Annotated in this window: 29 protein-coding genes; 19 read left to right on the top strand and 10 right to left on the bottom strand. The window is 67.9% G+C overall.

All coding sequences use genetic code 11. From position 1 onward, the window contains the following. Positions 1-73 precede the first annotated feature (73 nt). From C8E96_RS04360 to C8E96_RS04345, 4 genes are read left to right on the top strand one after another with little or no spacing between them, the layout of a single operon-like run. Positions 74-1060 carry a helix-turn-helix transcriptional regulator gene (locus C8E96_RS04360; protein ID WP_091384079.1) on the top strand — a complete coding sequence of 329 codons (987 nt, stop codon included), beginning with the start codon at positions 74-76 and terminating at the stop codon, positions 1058-1060. A 4-nt stretch (positions 1061-1064) separates the two neighbouring features. Next, positions 1065-1985 (top strand): DMT family transporter, encoded by a 921-nt coding sequence (locus C8E96_RS04355; RefSeq protein ID WP_091384078.1) that lies wholly within the window; start codon positions 1065-1067, stop codon positions 1983-1985. Between the two features lie 13 nt (positions 1986-1998). Further along, positions 1999-2853, top strand: a complete 855-nt coding sequence (locus tag C8E96_RS04350; protein WP_194957344.1) for a bifunctional methylenetetrahydrofolate dehydrogenase/methenyltetrahydrofolate cyclohydrolase — start codon at positions 1999-2001, stop codon at positions 2851-2853. Next, entirely contained in the window at positions 2850-3152 is a 303-nt protein-coding gene (locus C8E96_RS04345; RefSeq protein WP_091384076.1) for a DUF3017 domain-containing protein, read from the top strand. Before C8E96_RS04350 ends, C8E96_RS04345 begins: the two co-directional genes overlap by 4 nt. A 1-nt stretch (position 3153) precedes the next feature. On the opposite strand, the gene C8E96_RS04340 is transcribed toward C8E96_RS04345, so the two are convergent. Further along, the gene (locus C8E96_RS04340) at positions 3154-3930 is read right to left on the bottom strand and encodes a helix-turn-helix domain-containing protein (protein WP_091384075.1); all 777 of its coding nucleotides are present in this window, start codon (positions 3928-3930) and stop codon (positions 3154-3156) included. A gap of 169 nt (positions 3931-4099) precedes the next feature. On the opposite strand from C8E96_RS04340, the gene C8E96_RS04335 reads away from it, so the two are divergent. Continuing rightward, on the top strand, positions 4100-5083 hold the full coding sequence (locus C8E96_RS04335) for a malate dehydrogenase (RefSeq protein ID WP_228770363.1): 984 nt from the start codon (positions 4100-4102) through the stop codon (positions 5081-5083). Between the two features lie 195 nt (positions 5084-5278). Next, a complete protein-coding gene (locus tag C8E96_RS04330; RefSeq protein WP_091384073.1) occupies positions 5279-5683 on the top strand; it encodes an SsgA family sporulation/cell division regulator in 405 nt (134 codons plus the stop codon). Between the two features lie 64 nt (positions 5684-5747). Here C8E96_RS04330 and C8E96_RS04325 read toward each other — a convergent pair whose 3' ends face one another. The 6 genes from C8E96_RS04325 to C8E96_RS04300 all read right to left on the bottom strand — a co-directional run bounded on the left by C8E96_RS04325 (position 5748) and on the right by C8E96_RS04300 (position 10102). Beyond that, complete coding sequence (locus C8E96_RS04325) at positions 5748-6128, bottom strand: bacteriophage spanin2 family protein (protein WP_091384071.1); 381 nt, start codon at positions 6126-6128, stop codon at positions 5748-5750. Positions 6129-6173: 45 nt separating this feature from the next. After that, positions 6174-6362 carry a DUF1918 domain-containing protein gene (locus tag C8E96_RS04320; RefSeq protein WP_091384069.1) on the bottom strand — a complete coding sequence of 63 codons (189 nt, stop codon included), beginning with the start codon at positions 6360-6362 and terminating at the stop codon, positions 6174-6176. Positions 6363-6407: 45 nt separating this feature from the next. After that, entirely contained in the window at positions 6408-6986 is a 579-nt protein-coding gene (locus C8E96_RS04315) for an HhH-GPD-type base excision DNA repair protein (protein WP_091384187.1), read from the bottom strand. Between the two features lie 99 nt (positions 6987-7085). After that, entirely contained in the window at positions 7086-7607 is a 522-nt protein-coding gene (locus C8E96_RS04310) for a hypothetical protein (protein WP_133794163.1), read from the bottom strand. Between the two features lie 216 nt (positions 7608-7823). Continuing rightward, on the bottom strand, positions 7824-8579 hold the full coding sequence (locus C8E96_RS04305) for a hypothetical protein (protein WP_133794161.1): 756 nt from the start codon (positions 8577-8579) through the stop codon (positions 7824-7826). Between the two features lie 32 nt (positions 8580-8611). Beyond that, positions 8612-10102: an outer membrane protein assembly factor BamB family protein gene (locus tag C8E96_RS04300; RefSeq protein ID WP_091384066.1), complete on the bottom strand. Its 1491-nt coding sequence runs from the start codon at positions 10100-10102 to the stop codon at positions 8612-8614. A 162-nt stretch (positions 10103-10264) separates the two neighbouring features. Between C8E96_RS04300 and C8E96_RS04295 the strand changes: the two genes are divergently transcribed. After that, complete coding sequence (locus tag C8E96_RS04295) at positions 10265-10525, top strand: Prokaryotic metallothionein (protein ID WP_091384065.1); 261 nt, start codon at positions 10265-10267, stop codon at positions 10523-10525. On the opposite strand, the gene C8E96_RS04290 is transcribed toward C8E96_RS04295, so the two are convergent. Continuing rightward, complete coding sequence (locus C8E96_RS04290) at positions 10522-11331, bottom strand: metal-dependent hydrolase (RefSeq protein ID WP_091384058.1); 810 nt, start codon at positions 11329-11331, stop codon at positions 10522-10524. The genes C8E96_RS04295 and C8E96_RS04290 overlap by 4 nt on opposite strands. A 56-nt stretch (positions 11332-11387) precedes the next feature. Here C8E96_RS04290 and C8E96_RS04285 point away from each other — a divergent pair, with 56 nt between their 5' ends. The 6 genes from C8E96_RS04285 (at position 11388) to C8E96_RS04260 (ending at position 15323) form a co-directional block, all read left to right on the top strand. After that, the gene (locus C8E96_RS04285) at positions 11388-11954 is read left to right on the top strand and encodes a GNAT family N-acetyltransferase (RefSeq protein WP_091384057.1); all 567 of its coding nucleotides are present in this window, start codon (positions 11388-11390) and stop codon (positions 11952-11954) included. Between the two features lie 124 nt (positions 11955-12078). After that, positions 12079-13299 (top strand): NADP-dependent isocitrate dehydrogenase, encoded by a 1221-nt coding sequence (locus C8E96_RS04280; RefSeq protein WP_091384056.1) that lies wholly within the window; start codon positions 12079-12081, stop codon positions 13297-13299. Positions 13300-13492: 193 nt separating this feature from the next. Next, a complete protein-coding gene (locus C8E96_RS04275; RefSeq protein WP_166658215.1) occupies positions 13493-13798 on the top strand; it encodes an SH3 domain-containing protein in 306 nt (101 codons plus the stop codon). Positions 13799-13815: 17 nt separating this feature from the next. Then, on the top strand, positions 13816-14625 hold the full coding sequence (locus C8E96_RS04270) for an exodeoxyribonuclease III (RefSeq protein ID WP_091384055.1): 810 nt from the start codon (positions 13816-13818) through the stop codon (positions 14623-14625). Positions 14626-14689: 64 nt separating this feature from the next. Next, on the top strand, positions 14690-14998 hold the full coding sequence (locus C8E96_RS04265; RefSeq protein ID WP_091384181.1) for a nucleotidyltransferase family protein: 309 nt from the start codon (positions 14690-14692) through the stop codon (positions 14996-14998). After that, positions 14988-15323, top strand: coding sequence for a HepT-like ribonuclease domain-containing protein (locus C8E96_RS04260; protein ID WP_091384054.1), 336 nt, complete (start codon positions 14988-14990; stop codon positions 15321-15323). Before C8E96_RS04265 ends, C8E96_RS04260 begins: the two co-directional genes overlap by 11 nt. Positions 15324-15346: 23 nt before the next feature. On the opposite strand, the gene C8E96_RS04255 is transcribed toward C8E96_RS04260, so the two are convergent. Then, entirely contained in the window at positions 15347-15709 is a 363-nt protein-coding gene (locus C8E96_RS04255; protein WP_228770362.1) for a hypothetical protein, read from the bottom strand. Positions 15710-15859: 150 nt separating this feature from the next. On the opposite strand from C8E96_RS04255, the gene C8E96_RS04250 reads away from it, so the two are divergent. The 3 genes from C8E96_RS04250 to C8E96_RS04240 all read left to right on the top strand — a co-directional run bounded on the left by C8E96_RS04250 (position 15860) and on the right by C8E96_RS04240 (position 17761). After that, a complete protein-coding gene (locus C8E96_RS04250) occupies positions 15860-16249 on the top strand; it encodes a hypothetical protein (RefSeq protein ID WP_091384051.1) in 390 nt (129 codons plus the stop codon). Positions 16250-16272: 23 nt separating this feature from the next. Further along, entirely contained in the window at positions 16273-17238 is a 966-nt protein-coding gene (locus C8E96_RS04245; protein WP_091384050.1) for a GlxA family transcriptional regulator, read from the top strand. A gap of 232 nt (positions 17239-17470) precedes the next feature. Then, complete coding sequence (locus C8E96_RS04240; RefSeq protein ID WP_091384049.1) at positions 17471-17761, top strand: hypothetical protein; 291 nt, start codon at positions 17471-17473, stop codon at positions 17759-17761. Between the two features lie 67 nt (positions 17762-17828). Here the strand turns inward: C8E96_RS04240 and C8E96_RS04235 are convergent, their stop codons facing one another. After that, a complete protein-coding gene (locus tag C8E96_RS04235; RefSeq protein ID WP_228772117.1) occupies positions 17829-19358 on the bottom strand; it encodes a S8 family peptidase in 1530 nt (509 codons plus the stop codon). 171 nt (positions 19359-19529) lie between these two features. Here C8E96_RS04235 and trpS point away from each other — a divergent pair, with 171 nt between their 5' ends. The 3 genes from trpS to C8E96_RS33845 all read left to right on the top strand — a co-directional run bounded on the left by trpS (position 19530) and on the right by C8E96_RS33845 (position 22969). Then, positions 19530-20564 carry a tryptophan--tRNA ligase gene (gene trpS / locus C8E96_RS04230; RefSeq protein WP_228770356.1) on the top strand — a complete coding sequence of 345 codons (1035 nt, stop codon included), beginning with the start codon at positions 19530-19532 and terminating at the stop codon, positions 20562-20564. Positions 20565-20622: 58 nt separating this feature from the next. Next, positions 20623-21642, top strand: coding sequence for a YhjD/YihY/BrkB family envelope integrity protein (locus C8E96_RS04225; RefSeq protein WP_091384015.1), 1020 nt, complete (start codon positions 20623-20625; stop codon positions 21640-21642). A 148-nt stretch (positions 21643-21790) separates the two neighbouring features. After that, entirely contained in the window at positions 21791-22969 is a 1179-nt protein-coding gene (locus C8E96_RS33845) for a pentapeptide repeat-containing protein (protein ID WP_228770355.1), read from the top strand. Positions 22970-22987 lie beyond the last annotated feature (18 nt).

Raw genomic sequence — 22987 nt, 5'->3', positions numbered from 1 at the left:
GACGGTTACCATCCTGTCCGGTAGCCCGGCAACCTGTTTGTGTCACCGTCACAGTTGTGCCAACCTTCCCGGCATGTCCGAGGGCGATCTCGCGCCGCACCTTTCTCGACTCGGCCTGCCCGAAGACGAGATTCGCAGCTACCTCTATCTGCTGCGCACCGGCCCCTCGACGGCCGAGGAGATCGCCGTCGGCGCGGCGGAGCCGCTCGAAGTCGTCCAGCACAGTCTGCGCACCCTCATCGACGCCGGTCTCGTCGGAGCCGGTGGCCCGGACGGCCGGACCATAACCCCTGTGCCGCCCGCGTCGGGTCTGCAGATCCTCAGCAGGCGCCGTGAGTCCGAACTCGAGCAGGCCCGGGTGGCCACGCTCAACGCCTACGACACCTTCCGCCGCGCGATCTCCCCGCAGCGCACCGACGACCTGATCGAGGTCGTCACCGGCACCGCGATCGCCCAGCGCATCCAGCAGATGGAGCTCAGCGCGCGCAAGGAGATCCGGCGGCTGGACTCGCCGCCGTATTTCACCGAGGGCCACATCAACAACGCCGAGCTCGAGCAGCTCAACCGCGGTGAGGTGACCTACAAGGTCGTCTACGCGCGGGCCGCCGTCGAGGACCCGGGCCGCTACGCGCAGAACATCCAGCCGTGCGTGGCCGCGGGGGAGCAGGCGCGGGTGCTGCCCGAGGTCCCGGTGAAGCTGACGATCATCGACCAGCAGTTCGCGACCGTCTCGCTCCCGGTCGCCGAGGCCGACGTGAACCGGTCGCTGCTGGTGGTCCGCCCGAGCAGCCTGCTCTCCGCGCTGGTCGGCCTGTTCGAGGCCTCTTGGCGGCTCGCGGTCCCGTTGCACGGCGCCGCGCGCGCGTCCTCCGCCGTGCAACCGATCGAGCAGCGGCTCCTCGGGCTGCTCGCCGCGGGCGCGAACGACGACTCGATCGCCCGCCAACTCGGCGTCAGCCGACGCACCGTGTTCCGACACCTGCAGCGGCTGATGGACCACGCCGGGGCGACCACCCGGTTCCAACTCGCCGTCCACGCCGTCCGGCACCGCTGGATCTGATCGGATGTCACGTCCACTGGGTGCCGTCGTCGCCACCCTCGGCGGTGTCGTGCTCGCGGCCCAGTCCCGGATCAACGGCCAGCTGGGCAGCCACCTCGGCGACGGCCTGATCGCCGCGCTGATCTCCTTCGCCATCGGCCTGGTGATCCTGCTTATCGCCGTTGTCTCGATGCCGACCGCGCGCGCGGGCATCGGCCGGTTTCGCGAAGCAATCTCCACAGGGCAGCTCCGCCCTTGGCAATGTCTGGGCGGCGCGGCGGGCGCTTGGTATGTGACGTCGCAAGGCCTGACGGTGACCCTGCTCGGCGTCGCGGTCTTCACCGTCGCCGTGGTCGCGGGCCAGGTCGTCAGCAGCCTGCTCGTCGACCGAGCGGGCATCGCTCCCGGCGCCGCGCAGCCGATCACCGTGACCCGCGGGATCGGCGCCGCGCTGGCGGTGGTCGCGGTCGGCATCGCCGTGTCCGACGAGTTCAACCGCCCCGGCCACCTCTGGCTCGCGCTCGTCCCGGCCCTCGCCGGCGTCGGTCTCGGCTGGCAGCAGGCGGTCAACGGCCAGGTGCGCGCGGCGTCGGGGAGTGTGGCGTTCGCCTCGATGCTCAACTTCGCCGTCGGACTCGTCGCGCTGGTCATCGCGTCCACTGTGGATGTATCGATCCGCGGCCTGCCCAACTCGCCGCCGACCCAATGGTGGCTCTACGTCGGCGGCGCGCTCGGCGTCGTGGCCCTGTCGACGGCCGTGTTCGCCGTGCGCCTGGTCGGTGTCCTGATGGTCGGCCTGTGCGCGGTCGCGGGCCAACTCGTCGGTGCCCTGCTGCTCGACGTGGTCGCGCCGCCACCCGGCGAGGGGGTCGAGCCGACGACCGTGATCGGCGTCGCGCTGACTCTCGCCGCGGTGGGTATCGCCGCCGTTCCGCGCCGCGAGTGAGAGGATGGGGTACGTGACCGCGACGATCCTTGACGGCAATGCCACCCGAGACGCCATCCTCGCCGAACTGCGCGGGCGGGTCGACGCGCTCGCCGAGCGAGGGGTGGTCCCTGGCCTGGGCACCGTGCTGGTCGGCGACGACGCCGGCTCGCAGTCCTACGTCCGCAGCAAGCACCGGACCTGCAAGAAGATCGGCCTGAACTCCATCCGCCGCGACCTTCCGGCGCACACGACGCAGGCCGAGCTCGAAGCCGTCATCGACGAGCTGAACGAGAACCCGGACTGCACCGGCTACCTGATCCAGCTGCCGCTGCCCGGCCACCTCGACGCGGGCGCCGCACTGCAGCGGGTCGACCCGGCGAAGGACTCCGACGGCCTGCACCCGACCAACCTCGGCAAGCTCGTCCTCGGCGACGCGGGCCCGCTGCCGTGCACCCCCGTCGGCATCGTCGAGCTGCTCCGCCGCTACGACGTCCCGCTCGCGGGCGCGCGCGTGACCGTCGTCGGCCGCGGTGTCACGGTCGGCCGCCCGCTCGGGCTGCTGCTGACCCGGCGCAGCGAGAACGCCACGGTCACCCTCTGCCACACCGGCACCAAGGACCTCGCCACCGAGGTCCGCCGCGCCGACATCGTCGTCGCCGCCGCGGGCAACGCGGGCCTCATCACCGCGGACATGATCAAGCCCGGCGCGGCCGTGCTCGACGTCGGCGTCACCCGCACCGACCAGGGCCTGGTCGGCGACGTCCACCCCGACGTGCGCGAGGTGGCGGGCTTCCTGGCCCCGATGCCCGGCGGCGTCGGCCCGATGACCATCGCCATGCTCATGCGCAACACCGTCGAAGCGGCCGAGCGGAACCTCTCGGCGTGACCGGGGGCCCGCAGCGCACCGGTAAGCACCCGGCCCTCGTCCACCTGCCGTTCGGGCTGGTCATGGCCGTGGTCGTGCTCGGCCTCGTGCGCATCGCGCAGTACTACTGGCGCGAGGGAACGGTGTGGATCGGCCTCGCCCTGCTCCTCGCGGCGGGCCTGCGGGTCCTGCTGCGCGACGAGCAGGCGGGCCTGATCGCGATTCGCGGGCGCGCCGTCGACGTCCTGAGCTACGGCTTCTTCGGGGTGATGGTCATCGCCATCGCCATGACCATCGAGGGCGGCCCGCTCTCGCGTTGAGTCAGGACAGCTTCTCCAGCAGCGTCATCGACTCGTCCCGCGTCAGCGCGACACTGAGCAGCTCGACAACGATCCGGTCATAGACCCGCACCTGCGCGGTGTCCTCGATCACCACGCTCGACGTGCGGTTCTCCAACACCACGACCGCCCCGCGCGAACGGAACTGCATGCGCTGGAACGGCCCGCCCAGACCCGGGTGCCCGTGGGTCAGGTCGGGGACGATCCGGATCGTCACGTTCGGCCTGCCCGCGGCCTCGCTGAGGTAGCGGATCTGCTCGCGCATGACGTCCTGACCGCCCACCGCGGTGTGCAAGGCGGTTTCGGCGATGATCGCGAAGAACCGGGGCGGATGCGGGCGCCGCAGGATCGCCTGACGCCGCAACCGGTTCGTGTACTGCTCCTCCAACACCGCCTCGTCGACCATGTTGACCTCGCGGAGCGCGGCCTGCGCGTACGGGACGGTCTGCAGCAGCGCGGGCACGATCGCCTGCTCGTAGTCGACGATCATCGTCGCCTTCGACTCCAGCACCCGCAGCGACGCGACCTGCGACCCCTCGGCTCCCCGTGCGAGCGACAGCAGGTCGTCGCGGCGGCACCCCTGCACCCCGTAGACCTTCAGCAGGGCCGCGACGTCGTCGGCCTTCTGGGCTTTGCGCCCGTTCTCCATCCGGCTGAGCTTGGAGGTGCTGATGCCCGTCCGCGCGGTGACCTCCGACAGGCTCAGTCCGGCTTCCTCCCGATGCCCGCGCAATTCCTCGCCGAGCAGTTCGATAACCATGGTTCGTCATGATCGACCTCACCGCCGGGTGATCCACGAAGTCAGGTCGCCTGTCGGCGGAAACCACCCGATGGGGAACACCGAGACCCTGCTCACCGCGCGCGGCGATCACCGGCAACGGCTTGGTAGCCTCCGGTTCATTCGCCTTGTCTCGGGAGGGATCCGCCAAGTGGCACCCGTCAACGTCACCGTCACCGGTGCAGCAGGCCAGATCGGCTACGCCCTGCTTTTCCGCATCGCCTCCGGCCACCTGCTGGGCCCGGACACGCAGGTCAACCTGCGGCTGCTGGAGATCCCGCAGGCCGTCAAGGCCGCCGAGGGCACCGCGATGGAACTCGACGACTGCGCGTTCCCGCTGCTCAGCGGCATCGAGATCACCGACGACGCCAAGAAGGCGTTCGACGGCGTGAACGTCGCCCTGCTCGTCGGCGCGCGCCCGCGCGCCAAGGGCATGGAGCGCGGCGACCTGCTCGAGGCCAACGGCGGCATCTTCAAGCCCCAGGGTGAGGCCATCAACGCCGGTGCCGCCGACGACGTGCGCGTGCTGGTGGTCGGCAACCCGGCCAACACCAACGCCCTCATCGCCCAGGCGCACGCCCCGGACGTCCCGCGTGAGCGCTTCACCGCGATGACCCGCCTCGACCACAACCGCGCGATCTCGCAGCTCGCGGCGAAGCTGAGCGTGCCGGTCACCGAGATCAAGAAGCTCACGATCTGGGGCAACCACTCCGCCACCCAGTACCCCGACCTGTTCAACGCCGAGGTCGGTGGCCGCAACGCCGCCGAGGCCGTGAACGACGAGGCCTGGCTGGCCGACACCTTCATCCCGACCGTGGCCAAGCGCGGCGCGGCGATCATCGAGGCCCGGGGCGCGTCCTCGGCCGCGTCGGCCGCCAACGCCGCCCTCAACCACATCCACGACTGGGTCAACGGCACCCCCGAGGGCGACTGGACGTCGATGGCCATCCCGTCGGACGGCTCCTACGGCGTCCCCGAGGGCCTCATCTCGTCGTTCCCCGTGGTCTGCAAGGACGGCAAGTACGAGATCGTGCAGGGCCTGGAGATCAACGAGTTCTCCCGCGCCCGCATCGACGCCTCCGTCGCCGAACTGGCGGAGGAGCGCGACGCGGTCAAGGGCCTCGGCCTGATCTGACCTGAGGATTCAACGACGGGGCCCCACATCGGTGGGGCCCCGTTTTTGTTAACTCCGAAGCCGCATTTTCCGGCCAGAGTCCCCCAATCGCGTGAACATGAAGGCACTGGCATCACAAACCGCCACAGGCGGCGTTTCCCACCTGACGGGTTCGCGAATACCAGAAGCGCAAACCGGGATCAGGGAGGCGACGAGATGAACAAGAACGCAGAGCACACTGAGCAGCTCATCTCGCTCTACGGCGGCAGCACCCCGGTGCGCTCCCGGTGGACGTATCGAGCGAGTGAGCCATTCACGGTCACCGCGGCGTTCCAGACCGACCGCGACCGCTGGGTGGAGTGGATTTTCGCCCGGGACCTGCTGGTCGCGGGCCTGATCGGCCCCACCGGCGAGGGTGACGTCCGGCTCAGCCCGGAGCACACCGAGGGCCGCGCGTCGATCATCCTGGAGATCGAGTCCCCGGAGGGCCACGCCCTGCTGGAGATGGAATACGAGGCCGTCGAGCGGTTCCTCACGGCCACCGCCAAGCTGGTGCCGATCGGCAAGGAGAGCGACTTCTTCGACGTCGACGCCCTGATCGAGGAAATCACCAACGTGTAATTCACCGTTCCCGCGGCGTGCGACGGCCGCCTGCCCCGACCAGGGCAGGCGGCCGTTCTCGTCGCTACAGGCAGGCCTGCGTGAGCGCGTTTGCGGCGCTCACCTTTTCCTTGGCCCACGCCGTCACGCTCGCGGGGTCGATGCTGTTCGGGGTGAGCTCGCCGATCTTGGCGGACATGTCGGTCAACGCGCCCTTGAGGGTGGTGTCACCGGTCTTCTCGGCCAGGGCCTGCAAGTCGGCGGCGGTCTTCTCCGCGTCCTTGACGGCCTGCTCGGGGTTCGAGAGGTCCGGGTTGAAGCCCGCCAGCTTGGCGGCATCCAGGCAGATGCTCGCCTTGTCGGTGGCGGAGTCGGCCGCGCTCGTGGCTTCACGCACGGCGTCACACGCGGTCAGCCCGCACGTCATCGCCGCCGTGACCAGAATGATCGCCAGCCGAGTTCGCATAGTGCCCCCTTGAGAGTGGAAGAGGACACAGGTTAGCGAGTGGAGCTATTGGGGCTCGTGCTCGACCACACAATCGGGCCCGGGGAAGACCAGGCTCTCGTGGCCGTCGTTGAATTTGACCAGGTAGGGCGGCGCGCCGTCGGCGCCGCGCACTTCGAGGATCTCGCCCAGATGGTCGGCGTTGCCGACGTTGCGACCGTGGACGTGTAGCCGGTCACCTACCGCTGCTCGCATGGGGCCACCTCCGCGTCCCCAGGGTAAGCGCAGGTAGCCAAGGCCTCAACCGCTCTTGGCCGCGGCCTTCTTGGCTTTCTTGTAGGCGCGGACCGCGGCGAGGGAGTCGGCGCCGGTGACGTCGGCGACGGACATGCGGGTGTTGGCGCCGCCGTAGTCGCCAGCGGCCTTGCGCCAGCCGTAGGGGGTCACGCCGTACTGCTTGCCCAGCAGGGCGAGGAAGATCTTGGCCTTCTGCTCGCCGAACCCCGGGAGGGCCTTGAGCCGCTTGAGCACCTCGGCGCCAGTGGGCTTGTCCTTGGTCCAGATCGCCTCGGTGTCGCCGTCGTAGTGCTCCACGATGTACTGGCACAGCGCCTGCACCCGCTTGCCCATGCTGCCGCCGTAGCGGTGGATGGCGGGCGGCGTGGTCGACAGGGTGGCGAACTCGTCCGGGTCGTAGTCGGCGATCAGGTGGACGTCGAGCTTGTCGCCGAGGCGGGTGTAGAGCTTCTTCGGCCCGTTGAACGCGACCTCCATCGGGATCTGCTGATCCAGCAGCATCCCGATCAACAGGGCCAAGGGGTTCTCCGCCAGGAGGGCGTCCGCCTCCGCGTTCTGCGCGATGCACAGCGTGCGACTCATGGACGTCATGGTGACATCGATACTCACCGCCGCGCTGCCGTGTCCACCTCGAAGAAGGCGCGCCACACCGAGTCGACCCTCTCGGTTATGCGCGAAACGCTAGTGATCTAGTTCGAAGTAGGCGCGCCATACGGTATCGACGTGGTTTCCCATACCAGTGAGAATGCCTTCGAAGTGAAGGTTTCCCCGCTGGATGCGCGGCTTTTTCCCCAGATTGACCGAAATCCAATCAGTTTGCTTTCGCTGTGAGACCAAGTCTAGCGACATCTCTGCCCACAGTGGCACCGAAGGCATCTTTCCGTCGAAATATACGCCGAAGTCCAGGGATATGTAGCCGTTCGCAATTTCCTGTGCGAACGCCATTTCCGCCTTGCGTAGGCCCATAAGGTTGTCGGTAGATCGAAGGACATACCAAACCACATCGGCGAACTCTGTGCAGCGCTCGATCGGTGGCGGCAGTGCATCTTCGTGTTCTATCTCGTTTCGAAACCTGGTCAAGGCGCGGAGCATGTGCGGTCTGATGATGCCAAATCGTGCCAACAGAGCCGCATTGGTCGGTCGTTTTCCTTTCGGGTCTTCGAGGATATCGAAAAGCCGATAGCGCTCAGCCAGTGATTTCATTCGAACATTTACTGCTCGATTTAGCGCATGGACTGCGTCGCCGCGGTCCAGTGCGCTTGCGGAGTCGCTCAGCTTGCACTCCGCGTGTCGCCACAGTTCGTATGATCGCCTTGTTGTCTCACGCTCGTAGATGTGTGAGGTGATGCCATCCGGTTCCCAGGTGAGGCAGACTGGGTCCAAGTAGATCGGTGCCGCTTGCCAAGGACTATTCATGTATCAGCCAATGTGCTGGTGGTCCAATTCGAAGAAGGCGCGCCACACGGAGTCGATGTGGTTCTCCGCCGGGCTGAGGATGCCCTCGAAGTACAGGTGCCCGTACTGGATGCGCGGCTTCACCTTCAGGTCGATCGAAATCCAGTCGCCCGTGGCCTGTTGGGAGACCAGTTCGAGGGGCAGGATTCCCCAAGCCGCCACCGAGGGCGACTGTTTGGTGAAGTACTGCCCGAACTCGAACGACACATAGCCGTCGCGGTTCGCCTGTTCGTGCGCGAAGGCCATGTCGGTCCGCTGGACGTTCATCAGGCTGTCGGTCGACCGGAGGAAATACCAAACCGTGTCGACAAGTTCCGCGCAGTGTTCGGGCGGCACCGGGGAGACTTCCAAGGCTCGGTGCAATTCGGTGAGCGCGCGGTGCATATGGGGTCGGATGATGCCGATTCGCGCCAAGATCTCCGTGTCCTGCGGCGGTGGGTCGCGGAGGATGGAACGCATGTTGTAGCGCTGGGTCAGGAGCCGCATCCGCAGGTTCACCGCCCGGTTCAGCCAGAGGACGGTGTCGAGTCCGGTCTTGGACTCCGCGAGCCGCCACATCTCGTACGAGCGCCTGGTCGGTTGGTGGTCGGAGACCTCCGAGGCCCCCGCGTCCTGCTCCCAGGTGAGGAAGATCGGGTCCAGGAAGATCGGCGCGGCCTGCCATGGACTGGTCGTGCGTGGGCTCTCCGGGTCTTGGGCCAGGCACAACGTCTCCGTCATGGCGACCATCGTGGCACGGCCGGTGACCTTGGTCATCCCACGCTGTAGGCCAGCCATTGCGTGTCGCTGTTCTGGAAGTGCACCCCGTACGCCCGGCCGTCCTTGAACGTGAACCCGTAGAACGTGATGGTCGGCGGCCCGTCGTTCGGCGAGATCACCTCGGTTGTCTTCTTGTCTTTGACCTTGCCGTCCTTCAGGTCGAGCTCGACGACGGACTGGTCGAAGTCCTTGGTGTTCTCCAGCGCCGACTGCAGCGCGTACACCTTGTCGCCCTCGATGGCGAGGACCTGCATGAACAACAGTGCGGGCTCCTCGGTGGCCCACAAGTCCTTGCCGGTCTTCAGGTCCGTGGCGACGATCCGGTTCGGCTTTCCCTTGTTCGGCGCGGTGAGGCTGACCATGGTGTTGCCCGAGACCAGGGAACGTGACTGCTCCTGGTAGGCGCCCACCGGTGTCGTGGCGAAACCGATCGGCACGGTCGCCAGCACGTAGTCGGCCTTCGCGTCGCCGCGTTCGTCGTGGATGACGCTCTGGACTTTCCAGTCGTCGTCCAGGGTGACGATGGACATCCGTTCGTCCGGGCCCGGTTTCGGCGTCACGTTCAGCACGACGGGTGAACCGGCGAGCAGCTTCATCGAGCTGATCGGCGCCCCCGCGTCCGCGTCGGTGATGTTCGCGCTGCGGCCGATCGTGCCTTTCGCGGTGAGCTCGGCGACGCTGAACAGGGCGTCGCCATTCGGCTGGATGCAGGTCGTCTTGACCACCACGCTGTCGGGGCCCGCGGGCAGCATCCCGTTGACCGGGCAGTTCGGTTTGCCGTTCGGGTCGCTCTTGAGCTTGACGTGCCACTTCGAGTCGCCGGTCGCGAGGTCCAGGCCGAAGACGTTGAAATCCCAGGTCGCCACCACCACGTCGTCGACGATCTCGACCGGCATGCCCCTGGTCTTCTCCGAGATCGCGCCCTGGGCGTAGGCGACGGTTGTCGACCAGCCGAGTTCGCCGGTCTTCAGATCGATCACCGTGACGATGCCGCAATTCGCGCTGATCGGCTTGGACTTGTTCTCGACCAGCCCGAGCGTCAACGCGAGCTTGTTGTCCGAGGACGGGGTGTTGCCCGCTCCGCAGAAGGCGCCTTCCGCGGCCTCGATGTCCGGCGCTTTCGTGAACCATTTGACTTCGCCGTCTTCGCGGCCGATCGCGGTGACATCCCGCGCGGTAACGATGATCAGGTCTTTGTCGGAATTCAGGATTCGGAGAGCGTTGTCTTTGCTGTCCTTTTCGCCTTTGGTGGTCCACGGCTTGAAATCGGGCTTGCTCTGTTCGGTCGGCTGCGTGGCCGTCGGAGCCTCGTCTTTCCGGGTGAGCAGGACGACGCTCACCGAAGCGGCGGCCACCACGGCGACGATGGCGGCGACCACGACCCAGACCTTGCCGCGACGACGCGGCGGCGGAGGCGGTGACCACCCGCCCGGCTGGAACTGGGCGCGCGGGTCGTACGAAGGCGGCTGCTGCTGCCAAGTCATGCGTCATTCCCCCAGGAATGTTCGGAAATCCACGTCGAAGATTAGTCGGCGCGACGTCGGGTCAAGGCCGAATCGGCCGAGGTCCCCGCGAAAGTGTCTCGGGTTGCCGCCTCCCGTCGCCGGGCGCAGGCTGCAGTGGTCACCGAGAGAGGAGATCGCACTATGGGGACCTGCGACACCTGCGGCAACGACTACTGGATGGCCTTCGAGGTGAAGACGGTCAGCGGCGACGTCCACACGTTCGACAGCTTCGAGTGCGCGATCACCAAGCTCGCCCCGGTCTGTGAGCACTGCAAGTGCCGCATCCTCGGCCACGGCGTCGAGGTCGAGGGCCGGTTCTTCTGCTGCGCCCACTGCGCCCACAGCGGCGACGCCGACCTCGGGTCGCAGATCAAGGACGCGGTCGGCGCGCACCCAGGCTAGGCCCAGGGGATCAGCGGAATCCCGTCGAGGAACGGCAGGGCGCCCGCGTTGTGCAGGGCCACGGCGGACATCCAGATGGCGACGGCGGTCAGCAGCGGGCCGACGACGGCCATCTCGACGGTGCCGCCCGTGCGCATCCGCATGATCTTCGGCGGCGCCACCGGGTACCAGGTCTTGAACGCGATGGGGACCGGCCACAGGATCGGGCAGCCCTGCTCGGTGATCGCGTCGCCCAGGTAGTGCGCGATGCAGCCGATGCCGACCGCCACCCCGCAGGCCGCCGCGTCTGCCGAGGCCTGGTCCGTCCATTTGAGACACGCGTAGGTCAGCAACAGCGCCGTGCCGGTGATCCACAGGGCGTCGTTGCGGGGGCACCACTTGTGCATGATCCCGCGCACCGCCAGGCCGCTGAAGAAGAACATCAGCAGCGGCAGCGCCCACGACTGGCTGGTCTGCACGATGGCGGTGGTGATGATCGAGGCCAGGATGGCGAAGACCAGGGTGTGGGTGAACCCGCGGTGCCCGCCGTCGCGTTTGCTGTCGCGCTTGGTGCGGGTCACCTGGTAGATGCCGTGGCTGATGGCGTTGATCAGCTTCGACCCCGCCGCCGTCACGGGCCCGAACGTGCTCGACACCGTCGACTCCGGGTGGTCGAGGTCCGGTAACAGCGCCGCACCGGCGCACAGGACCGCGCCTACGCACCAGCCCTTGACCGACAGCGTCCCCAGCGAGCTGTCGCCTGCCAGCGCCGTCGCCGTCGCCCACGCCGTGAGCCCGCTCATGGCGTGCGTCGGTCCAGTCGACATTCGTGCCCCCCTCGTGCCAGTGGGCGGTATTCGATCACAGGCGTACGCTCGATCGGGTGCTGCGTCCCACATTTCCCATCACCACCCGCCGGCTGATCCTGCGGCCGTACGTCGAGTCCGATCTGGACGCGCTCTACGCGATCCAGTCCCGCGAGGACGTCTGCAAATACCTCCTCTTCGAGCCGCGCACCCGCGCCGAGGTCGAGGTCGCGCTGCAAGAGCGGATCGAGGTGACGTCGCTGGAGAAGGAGGGCGACGCGATTCGGCCCGCGGTGGTTCTCGCCGAGACCGGCGAGCTGCTCGGCGACGTGATGCTGATGTGGGTCAGCGAGCAAAACCAGTGCGGTGAGCTCGGCTTCGTCTTCCACCCCGACCACCACGGCAAGGGCTATGCGGGCGAGGCCGCCACCGAGATGCTGCGCCTGGGCTTCGAGCAGGCGGGCCTGCACCGGATCATCGGCAGGCTCGACGCCGACAACCGCTCCTCCGGCAGGCTCCTCGAACGCCTCGGCATGCGGTTCGAGGGCCGCTTCCGGCAGAACGAGTTCGTCAAGGGCAAGTGGGCCGACGAGGCCGTCTACGCGATGCTCGCCGACGAGTGGCGCGACCTGAACGAGTTCTGACGGGCAGCTCAGGCCTACGATCGCTGGTGACTGTGCACACAGGTTCACACCACGCGCCTCGCTACCAGTACGCTTGTACCGTTTGAAGGCGCGCGCATTAACGGCGAAGGGAGCACCGCGGCTCATGGCCAAGATCAAGGTCCAGGGAACGGTCGTCGAACTCGATGGCGACGAGATGACCCGCATCATCTGGCAGTTCATCAAGGACAAGCTGATCCACCCGTACTTGGACCTCAACATCGAGTACTACGACCTGGGTATCGAGCACCGGGACGAGACCGACGACCAGGTCACCATCGACGCCGCGAACGCCATCAAGAAGCACGGTGTCGGCGTCAAGTGCGCCACGATCACGCCGGACGAGGCGCGCGTCGAGGAGTTCGGCCTGAAGAAGATGTGGGTCTCGCCCAACGGCACGATCCGCAACATCCTCGGCGGCGTGGTCTTCCGCGAGCCGATCATCATCTCCAACATCCCGCGGCTGGTGCCGGGCTGGACCAAGCCGATCGTCATCGGCCGTCACGCCCACGGCGACCAGTACAAGTCGACGAACTTCAAGGTCCCCGGCGCGGGCAAGGTGACCATCACCTTCACCCCGACCGACGGCTCGGAGCCGATCGAGCACACCGTGGTCGACATGCCGGAGGACGGCGGCGTCGTCATGGGCATGTACAACTTCAACAAGTCCATCGAGGACTTCGCGCGCGCCTCGTTCTCCTACGGCCTGCAGCGCAACTACCCGGTCTACATGTCGACCAAGAACACCATCCTCAAGGCCTACGACGGTGCCTTCAAGGACATCTTCCAGGCCGTGTTCGAGGCGGAGTTCAAGGAGAAGTTCGACGCCGCGGGCCTGACCTACGAGCACCGCCTGATCGACGACATGGTCGCCGCCGCGATGAAGTGGGAGGGCGGCTACGTCTGGGCGTGCAAGAACTACGACGGTGACGTCCAGTCCGACACCGTGGCGCAGGGCTTCGGCTCGCTGGGCCTGATGACCTCGGTGCTGATGACCCCGGACGGCAAGACCGTCGAGGCCGAGGCCGCGCACGGCACGGTGACCCGGCACTACCGCCAGCACCAGGCGGGCAAGCCGACCTCCACCAACCCGATCGCGTCGATCTACGCCTGGACCGGCGGCCTCAAGCACCGCGGCAAGCTCGACGGCACCCCCGAGGTGATCGAGTTCGCGGAGACGCTGGAGAAGGTCGTCATCGAGACCGTCGAGAGCGGCCGGATGACCAAGGACCTGGCGCTGCTGGTCGGACCCGACCAGGAGTGGCAGACCACCGAGGACTTCCTCAACACCCTCGACGAGAACCTGCAGAAGAAGATGGCGGGCTAACCACTCGTCCGGGAAGCCCCTCGCCGTTCTGGCGGGGGGCTTTTCGCTGTCCGGGGTGACACGCCGTGATCTGCTGTCGCCGCCGTTGGCTCCGTCGGGTGTTTCCGGTCGCGATCACTGGCGCGGATACCGGTGGGTACGGGACTGTTCACCTAGGGACCGTGGGTGACAAGGAGCGTGTGACGTGCTGACGATGCTGTTGCCGAAGCGGACACTGCTTATCGGCGGCGCGCTGGTCGGGGTGGTCTCGATGTACTCGATGGGAGTCGAGAGCCCCAACGCGCCCGCCAGCAGCGCGGCGAAGTGCCGGATGTCGGTCACCGCGGACGTGCTCAACGTCCGGGCGGCGCCGGACGGCCACGCGGACATCGTCGGCAAGTTCAAGCAGGGCGCGGAAACCGACGCCCTGCCGACGGTCCAGAACGGTTTCCGGATGCTCGGTCCCAACCGGTGGGCGTCGACGCAGTTCCTGCAGCCGCTGCCCGGCCGAACCTGCTAGCCACTTAGGGTTGCGCGGTGCTGACGGTTTCCACGATAAATGTCAACGGGCTGCGCGCGGCCGCCAAGAAGGGCTTCGTCGAGTGGCTCGCGGCCACCCCGGCGGAGTTCGTGTGCCTGCAGGAGGTCCGCGCCTCGGCCGACGACCTCCCCGCGGACCTCGCCGCCCCGCCCGGCTGGCACACCGTGCACGCCGACTCCCGGGTCCTCAAGGGCCGCAACGGGGTCGCGGTGTACTCGCGCCAGGAGCCCACGGCCGTCCGGGTGGGGTTCGGCGTCGACGAGTTCGACGCGAGCGGCCGCTACGTGGAGGCGTGGTTCCCCGGCGTCGTCGTCGGCAGCGTGTACCTCCCGAGCGGTGAGGTGGGGACGCTGCGGCAGGACCAGAAGGAGCGCTTCATGGCCGCGTTCCTGCCGTACCTGATCGAACTGCGCGAGAAGGCCGCCGCGAGCGGCTGCGAGGTCATCATCTGCGGCGACTGGAACATCGCCCACCAGGAGATCGACCTCAAGGCGTGGAAGGCCAACCGCAAGAACGCCGGCTTCACGCCCGCCGAACGCGACTGGATGGGCCGCGTCTTCGACGAAGCCGGCTACCGCGACGTCCACCGGCTGCTGCATCCGGAGGGCCCCGGCCCGTACACGTGGTGGTCCTACCGTGGCAAGGCGTACGACAACGACTCCGGCTGGCGCATCGACTACCAGGTGGCCACCCCGGGCCTCAGCACCCGCGCCCACACAGCGGTGGTGGAACGCGCGGCCACGTACGCGGAACGCTGGTCCGACCACGCCCCGGTGACGATCACCTACGACTGGCCCGGCGCGTAACCACCGGAGTGTTTGAGTCGAACTAAGCCGCCATCGGGCACACTGGTCGTAGGAGGTGAGCACGGTGCATGAGCTTGTCGAGTCGAAGAGACAGGAGATCGACGCGCTGTGTCGCCTGCTTGATGTGCGGCGCCTCGACTTGTTCGGTTCGGCGGTCGGTCCCGCGTTCGACGAGATCTCCAGTGATGTGGACGTGCTCGTGGAGTTCAAGGTGCATCCAGGTTTCGACTATTTCGGCACTTACTTCGCCTTGAAGGAAGGGCTTGAACAAATCCTCGGCTTGCCGGTCGATCTTGTGAGCAGTTCGAGCATCAAGAACCCTTACTTCCGGCGGCAGGTCATGGCGACCAAGGAAACGCTCTATGCCGCGTGATCCCCGCGCGTACTTGTGGGACGCGCAGCAGGCATTGAACCTGCTCCAAGAATTCAGCAAAGGTAAGAGCTTCGACGACTACAAGTCGGATGCGATGCTTCGGTCTGCTGTGGAACGGCAGTTCGAGATTATCGGCGAAGCGTTCAATCAGCTGTCAAAAGTTGATGGAGCGCTCGCCGCCGCGATCCCCGACCTTGGTCGCATTGTCGCCTTCCGGAATATTCTGATCCACGGGTATGCCACCGTCGATGATGACTTGGTGTGGCAGGTGCTGTCTGCCAAGGTGCCTGATTTGGACAGAGTGATCCGAGGCCTGCTCACCTGACGTTACAAACGCGCCTGGTCAGGTCAGTGGCGGAGCATGACCGCGGCCATCGCGGGCAGCATGATCACGTGTCCGATCATCATCACCGTGCCGCCCGACATCCAGCCCGCCCAGTAGAACGGGTACAGCACGACGAACGGCACGTACATCGCCGCCGCCATCTCCGCGATGGAGCGCCACGAGTGCTTGCGGAACGCCATCCACGCGGTCATCCCGATGGTCATCGTCGTCGCCATGAGCAGGGTGGCCGGGACCACCGCCGATTGCTTGCCGAACAGCAGGTCCGTGACCGGTGTCAGCAGGAACATGCCCGCGAACATCGCCACGACCATCTCGATGTAGTGCTTCCAGAAGTGCTTCGTCCGCAGTGGGGCGATGATCGCCATCAGGTCCTCCATACCTCTAGGGGGTATGGCTACCGTACGGCTCCCAAGGTCGACACCTCACTGTCTGATCGGACAAGGTTCCCAAGTTTTCGGACATCCCCACCCCCAAACCCCCGCGACCCCCGCGAGCGCCGGGCCACCGTGGCACCCATGCTCACCAAGGCACTTCCACCGCTCCTCGGCGTCGCCTCCGCCCTGCTGACCTTCGGCGACGGCGTCCCGTCGGTGACCATCCTCGCCGCGATCCTCGCCTCCATGCCGGTGATCTACCTGGTCTTCGGTGTCGCCCGCCGCCGCCTCGGCGACCCCCGTGTCCTGGCGCTCCAACTCGTGGGCCTCGTGGTCTTCGGCGGCCTCGCCCTCGCCTCGGTCCTGGTCGCGCCGGACGTCGCGCGTTACCTGCTCGCCGCCGGGTGGCTCGGCCACGGCGTCTGGGACCTCCACCACCACCGCGCCGACCTCGTCGTGCCGGGCGCCTACGCGCACTGGTGCGCCGCCGTCGACATTTGCGGCGGGGCGGCGATCCTGGCGCTGGCGTGACATCCACGCAAGACTGTCCAGCCGTGGAAGATCGCCATGTCGTCGTCGTCGCCTACGACGGCTCGGAACTGCTCGACATCGCCTGCGTGACCAGCGCGCTGGACGCCGCGAACCGGCTCGGCGGCCGGCCCCGATACCGCGTCGACGTGGCGGTCCTGGGCGGCCACCCGATCGCCTGCGACTCCGGGCTTTCCCTGCGCAGCACCGCTTCCCTACAGCGGATCACCGGCCCGATCGACACCCTGGTCATCTCCGGCGGCCTCGGCCACGAGGCCGCCGCCGACGACCCGGTGATCGTCGCCCACGTGCGCAGGCTCGCCGCGACCAGCCGCCGAGTCGCCTCCGTGTGCACCGGCTCGACGGTCCTCGCCGCCGCCGGCCTGCTCGACGGCCGCCGCGCCACGACTCACTGGTACTTCGCCGCCGAGTTCGCCCGGCGCTACCCGGCCGTGCGGGTCGACCCCGCCCCGATCTTCATCCGCGACGACGGCGTCGACACCGCCGCCGGGGTCACCAGCGCCCTCGACCTCACGCTCGCGTTCATCCAGGAGGACCACGGCGAGGCCCTCGCCAACCAGGTCGCCCGCGTCCTCGTCACCTACCGGCAGCGGCCCGGAAACCAGGCCCAGGTCAGCATGTTCGTCGCCGACGACCCGCCGGACCACCGGCTGGTGCGAGCCGTCGCCGCGCACATCGCCCAGCATGTCGACGGCGACCTCGACGTCGCCGGGCTGGCCACCCGGTTCGGGGTGAGCGAACGCCAGCTTGGCAGGCTGTTCCTGGAACACCTCGGCGTCACGCCAGGCCGGTACGTCCGCAAGGCACGGACCGAGGCGGCGGCCGGGCTGCTGTCCGGCACCGGTCTCCCGGTCGCGACCATCGCCACGCGCTGCGGTTTCGGCACGGCCGAGGCGCTGCGGCAGGCGTTCACGCACCACTACGGCATCGCGCCGTCGCGGTACCGGCAGGTGCACCGCGCGGCGGGATGATCAAGACGGGACACCCGCCCACGGCGCCCGGCCAGGCGGCTGCCAAGATCGCGTGGATGATCGACTACCCCCCTCCGGTGCGCGTCGCCGGAGGGGCTAGGGTCGATCCGCGCCAACCGATAGTGCGGTTTCGGGGACGCAGGGTTGACACACTCGGTAGCTTTTCCAGAGTCCACGCAGTGTGCTTAGTCCAATCGAGGGACGGTACAACGGTGTCAGGCGGTGTCAGTTCGTGAACACGGAAACTCTGCGCGACCACACTCGCCGAGTCGCGGTACTCGGCACAGTGGTCGCCGCGCAGTTCGTGTGGTCGGCGCAACCCGCGATCGCGGAGACCGTCATCGAGAGCGGCAGCCCGATCATGTCGGGCCCTGGCGTCGCCGCGGTGGCCGTCGGCATCGGCGGCTTCATCCTCGGCCTGATCCGCCGCCGCAAGAGCGTGGCCGCGAAGGCCCAGCAGACTTCGGCCGTGCCGCTTCCCGGCCCGCGTCAGCCGGTCGGCGTGGCCGCCCACCAAGACTGAAGATCCCAAGAACGAAGCGGGCCCCGCAGGAAGTCTCCTGCGGGGCCCGCTCTCTTCGATAAAGGTCCTACTTCACCGCGTCCAGCGCGTCGATCAGGCCCGCTCCGTAGAAGCCGCGCCCGGTCTTGCCGCCGTCACAGTTCGCGGTCCAGGTGCCGGTGCCGTCCGGGTCGTACGTCCCGGTCGGGCACGCCAGCCGGTCGGCGTCGTGCATCAGGGACGCGACGACGCGCTGCGCCGACCAGCCCGGGTGCGCCGAGCGGATCAGCGCGACGACGCCCGCGGCGTGCGGGGACGCCATCGAGGTGCCCTGCTTGTAGCCCCACTTGCCGCCAACGACGGTCGAGAGGATGCGGCCGTTGGCGTCCGGGGTGGACGGGACCTGCATGCGGTCCCCACCCGGCGCCGCGACCTCGGTCTCGGTGCGGCCGTAGTTGGAGAAGTACGACTTCAGACCCTTCACGCCCACCGAGGACACACCGACCACGCCGTGGATCTCGGCGGGGATCTTGGTGCAGGTGTTGTCGGTGTCGCGCTCGATCGGGGTGCCGTTGTTCGGGCTGCCGTCGTCCATGATGTTGCGCGACAGGTCCCAGTTGCTGTTGCCCAGCGCGGCGACGTTCACAACGCCCTTGCGGTGGGAGTACTGGATCGCGCGGTCGACGGCCTCGGCGACGGCCTTCTGGTCGGCGTCACCCTTGCACCACAGGTACCACGGGTCGACGAAGTACGAGTTGTTCGTGACGTGCACGCCCTTCTCGGCGGCCATCATGAACCCGCAGATCGCGTACTCGGGGTAGATGTAGCCGTCGTCGTTGACGACCTTGATCGACGCCAGCTTCACGCCCGGCGCGACACCGACGATGCCCACGCCGTTGCGCGCGGCGGCGATGCTGCCCGCCACGTGCGTGCCGTGGTCACTGGTGGTCGGGTTCCACGCCGCCGGCGAGGAGTCCGGCACACCCTGGTTGGTGCAGCCCACCGAACGCGAGGCGTCGACGTTCGCCGCCAGGTCCGGGTGGCTCGCCTCGATGCCCGAGTCGAGCACGCCGACCACGACGTCCGAGCTGCCCGCGTTGATCGCGTGCGCCTCATCGGCCTTGATCATCTTCATGTCCCACTGGTTCGCGGCCAGCGGCTCGGGGTCGGCGAGCGAACCCTTCGCGCTGTCGACGACCTGCTCGGTGTCCTCCAGCGCGCGCTGGGCCGCGCCCGCGCCCCGGGCCGCGGAACGCTCGGTGGACATGGTCGTGGCGGCGGGCGGTGCGGCCAGTTCGGCCAGGTTCTGGGTCGCCCCAGCCCCCTGCACGCCGGGCATGCCCCGCACGATCTTGGCGAACTCGGGGTTGGACGAGGTCGCGATGACCACGCCGATCTCCGGCCAGCTCTTGACGACGGTGCCGCCCGCGTCGGTGACGGCCTTCTCGGCCTGGCCGAAGGCGGGACCCTTCGCGCCGAGCACGGCGAAGTGCGCGACCGCGCCGGTCTCCGCGACGGGCGCGGCGGTCGCGGGCTGGATCGCCACCGCGGCGACACCGGTGGCGGAGGCGATCACCACCGCTGCGCCGAGCATGCGGAGTCGGGAACGCTTTTGCACGTGGAACCTCCAGATGTGACTGAGTAGGCCGAGCCACACGCCGGTCAGGCGTCAGGGGCGGACCCGGCTCCGCAGAAACCTGTCACCGACGGACCCTAAGGGGCAATCCACCGAATGGCCCAGCGTGGCCCCGGCCCGGTCACGCCCGATCGGAACTGGGAGAATCACCGTGTGTCGACCGAGCAGAACGCCCCCGTCGCCCCCAAGCCGCGAGTGCTGTCCGGCATCCAGCCCACAGCCGACTCATTCCACTTGGGGAACTACCTGGGCGCGGTCCGCCAGTGGGTGGCGCTGCAGGAGACGCACGACGCCTTCTATTTCATCGCCGACCTGCACGCCATCACCGTCGAACACGACCCGAAGCTGCTGCGCAAGCGCACCCGGGTGTCGGTGGCGCAGCTGCTCGCGCTGGGGCTCGACCCGGACCGCGCGACGCTGTTCGTGCAGAGCCAGATCCCGGAGCACGCCGAACTCGGCTGGGTGATGCAGTGTCTCGCGGGCTTCGGTGAGGCCAGCCGGATGACGCAGTTCAAGGACAAGTCGGCCAAGCAGAGCGTCGACCGGGTGACCGTGGGCCTCTTCGCGTACCCGGTCCTGCAGGCCGCCGACATCCTGCTCTACCGGCCGCAGTACGTCCCGGTCGGCGAGGACCAGCGCCAGCACCTGGAGCTGACCCGCGACCTCGCGCACCGGTTCAACACCCGCTACGGCAAGGCGTTCCAGCCGCCGGAGGCCTACATCCTCAAGGGCACGGCGAAGATCTACGACCTGCAGGAGCCCTCGGCGAAGATGAGCAAGTCGGCGTCGAGCCCCGGCGGCATCATCGAGCTGCTCGACGACCCGAAGGTGTCGGCCAAGAAGATCCGCTCGGCGGTCACCGACACGGGTCGCGAGGTCGTGTTCGACCAGGAGAACAAGCCCGGCGTCAGCAACCTGCTCAGCATCTACTCGGCGCTCACGGGTCGCGAGATCGACGAGCTGCAGACGGCGTACGAGGGCAAGGGCTACGGCGACCTGAAGAAGGACCTCGGCGAGATCGTCGCCGACTTCGTCACCCCGGTCCGCGACCAGGTCAAGTCCTATATGGACGATCCGGCGGAGCTGGACAAGGTCCTCGCGCGCGGCGCCGAACGGGCCCGCGAGGTCGCGGCGGGCACGCTGGCGCGGGTCTACGACAAGCTCGGCTTCCTCGCCGGACGCGGCTGAGGTCCCGTCCCACGATCGTGTTCGCGTTGCGGCCCCGCTTTCCGGCCAATAGTTTTCAATGGTGACGGAGAGTGTGGATAAGCCGGAATCGAAGATCGCCCGGCTGCGCAGGCGCAGGCCGGGCATAGATCACCTGATCAGGGCATACGACGCCTTCACCGAGCGGTACGGCGAACACTTCGCCGCGTCGATCACGTACTTCAGCGTCCTGTCCCTGTTCCCGCTGCTCCTGATCGGCTTCGCCGTCCTCGGTTTCGTCTTGGCCGGGCAGCCGGACGTGCTGCAGGAACTGCGCGCGTCGATCACCTCGGCCGCGCCCGGCAACCTGCGAGACCTGTTGACCGACCTGGTCGACACCGCCGTCAGGGAACGCAGCAAGGTCGGCATCATCGGTCTGGTCGCGGCTGTTTACACCGGGCTCGGCTGGATGACGAACCTGCGGGACGCGCTGACCGCGCAGTGGGGGCAGAAGCCGGTCCAGCAGCCGTTCCTGCGTGGCCTCGGCGTGGACCTGCTGGCGCTGCTGGGCCTGGGCGCGGCGATGGCGATCTCGTTCGGCCTCAGCGCGCTCGGCGCCGGCCTGGCGGACACCTTGCTCAACTGGGTGGGCCTGGGCGGCTACGGCTGGGCCAAGGTGCTGCTGTTCCTGATCACCACGCTGCTCGGCATCGGGGCCAACTGGCTGGTGTTCCTGTGGGTGATCTCGCGCCTGCCCCGAACGGCGGTGACGGCCCGTAGCGCGATGCGCGGGGCTTTGGCCGCCGCGGTCGGGTTCGAGCTGCTGAAGATCGTTGGAACGATCTACCTGAACACGGTGATCGGCGGCCCTCTCGGCTCAATCGTCGGCCCGATCGTCGGTCTGCTGGTGTTCGCGAACTTGGTCTCCCGGTTCCTGCTGTTCATCACCGCGTGGACGGCGACGGCGAAGGAGAACATGATCAAGGAACCGGTCGAGCCGCCTCCGCCCGCCGTCATCCGCCCGACCGTTCAGGTCGCCCGCACCCCGAAGGTCAGCGAGGCCGCGGGCCTGATGGGCGTCGGCGCCGTGCTCGCCCTAGCCTTTCGCAGGCGCCGCTGAGCTTCCCGGGTAAATCTTGTCGATCCGGTGATCGTGCACGGGCCGAGCCTGGGATCGTGGCGTGGTGAAAGGTGATCAACGCTCCAGCGCCGTAGACGAGCGCACCCTGGAAGTAGGGCAGGTGTCCCCGCCGCAAGCCGGGCCCGGGTTGTCGAAGCCGTTGACCGGGCGTTTCCTGCTCGCGGTGGCCGTGGCAATCGTGCTGGTCACTGCGGCGGCGGTGGGGGCGTTGCTGTTGTTGAGCCGCGGCGGGAACGCGGCCGCGCAGCTCGACGCGGTGCGGATCGGGCTCACCGTGGGTCTGGGTGGGGGCGGTGGATTCGCGCTGTACCTGGCGTGGCGGCGGCAGCGGTCGGCCGAGGCTGACCTGGACAACAGAGAACGGGCGCTGGCCCATCAGCGGCAGGTGTCGACCGACACGAAGGCGCACCAGGAGCGGGTGGCCACTGCCACCGAGGCTGATGCCGTGGAGCGCCGGATCACCGACCTGTACACCAAGGCCGCTGATCAGCTGGGCTCCGACAAGGCCGTGGTTCGCCTAGCGGGCCTGCACGCCCTGGAACGACTCGCCAACAACAATCCAGGTCAGCAGGAGGCGATCGGGGCGCTGATCTGCGGCTACCTGCGGATGGTTTACCACCCACCAAAGGACCTTCCCGAAGACGCCGATCAAGAGGCGCGCGATCGCCGCGACGAGCGCGTCCAGGAACGCGAGACCCGCCAGACCGCCCTGGACATCCTCAGCCGCCACAACGACCCGCGCCTCCGTGCGAAATCGCACTGGGCTGCGCTTGGCATCAGGCTGCAACGAGCGAATTTGAGCGGCGCGCACCTGACTTTTGCGAATTTGATGGGCGCTAACCTGGATGACGCGGACCTGAGTGGTGCGGACCTGTCCGGCGCTGACCTGTCCGACGCACATCTGTCCGGCGCGTACCTGGTCCGCGCGGACCTGTCGGGTGCGGACCTGTCCGGTGCGGACCTGACTCGCGCGAACCTGACTGCCGCGTACCTGGAGGTCGCGAACCTGCGCGGCGCGAACCTGTCCGGCGCGGACCTGTCCGGTGCGGACCTGACTCGCGCGAACCTGTCCGGCGCGAACCTGGCTGGCGCGTACCTGGAGGGCGCGAACCTGATCGGCGCATGTCTGGAGGGCGCGAACCTGGAGGGCGCGGACCTGGACGGCGCGGACCTGGCTGACGCGAACCTGGCTGGCGCGTACCTGGAGGGCGCGAACCTGGACGGCGCGGACCTGACTGGCGCGAATCTGACCGGCGTGGTGCGTTCGACGCCTCCGCGATCGCTGACCTCGGAGGCTGAGAGCTAGGCGGCGGGTGGCCCGGCG

This window comes from Actinokineospora alba (assembly GCF_004362515.1).
GTDB lineage: Bacteria > Actinomycetota > Actinomycetes > Mycobacteriales > Pseudonocardiaceae > Actinokineospora > Actinokineospora alba.
The sequence above is the reverse complement of the archived record's forward strand: the minus strand, read 5'-3'. Positions and strand labels throughout refer to the sequence as shown.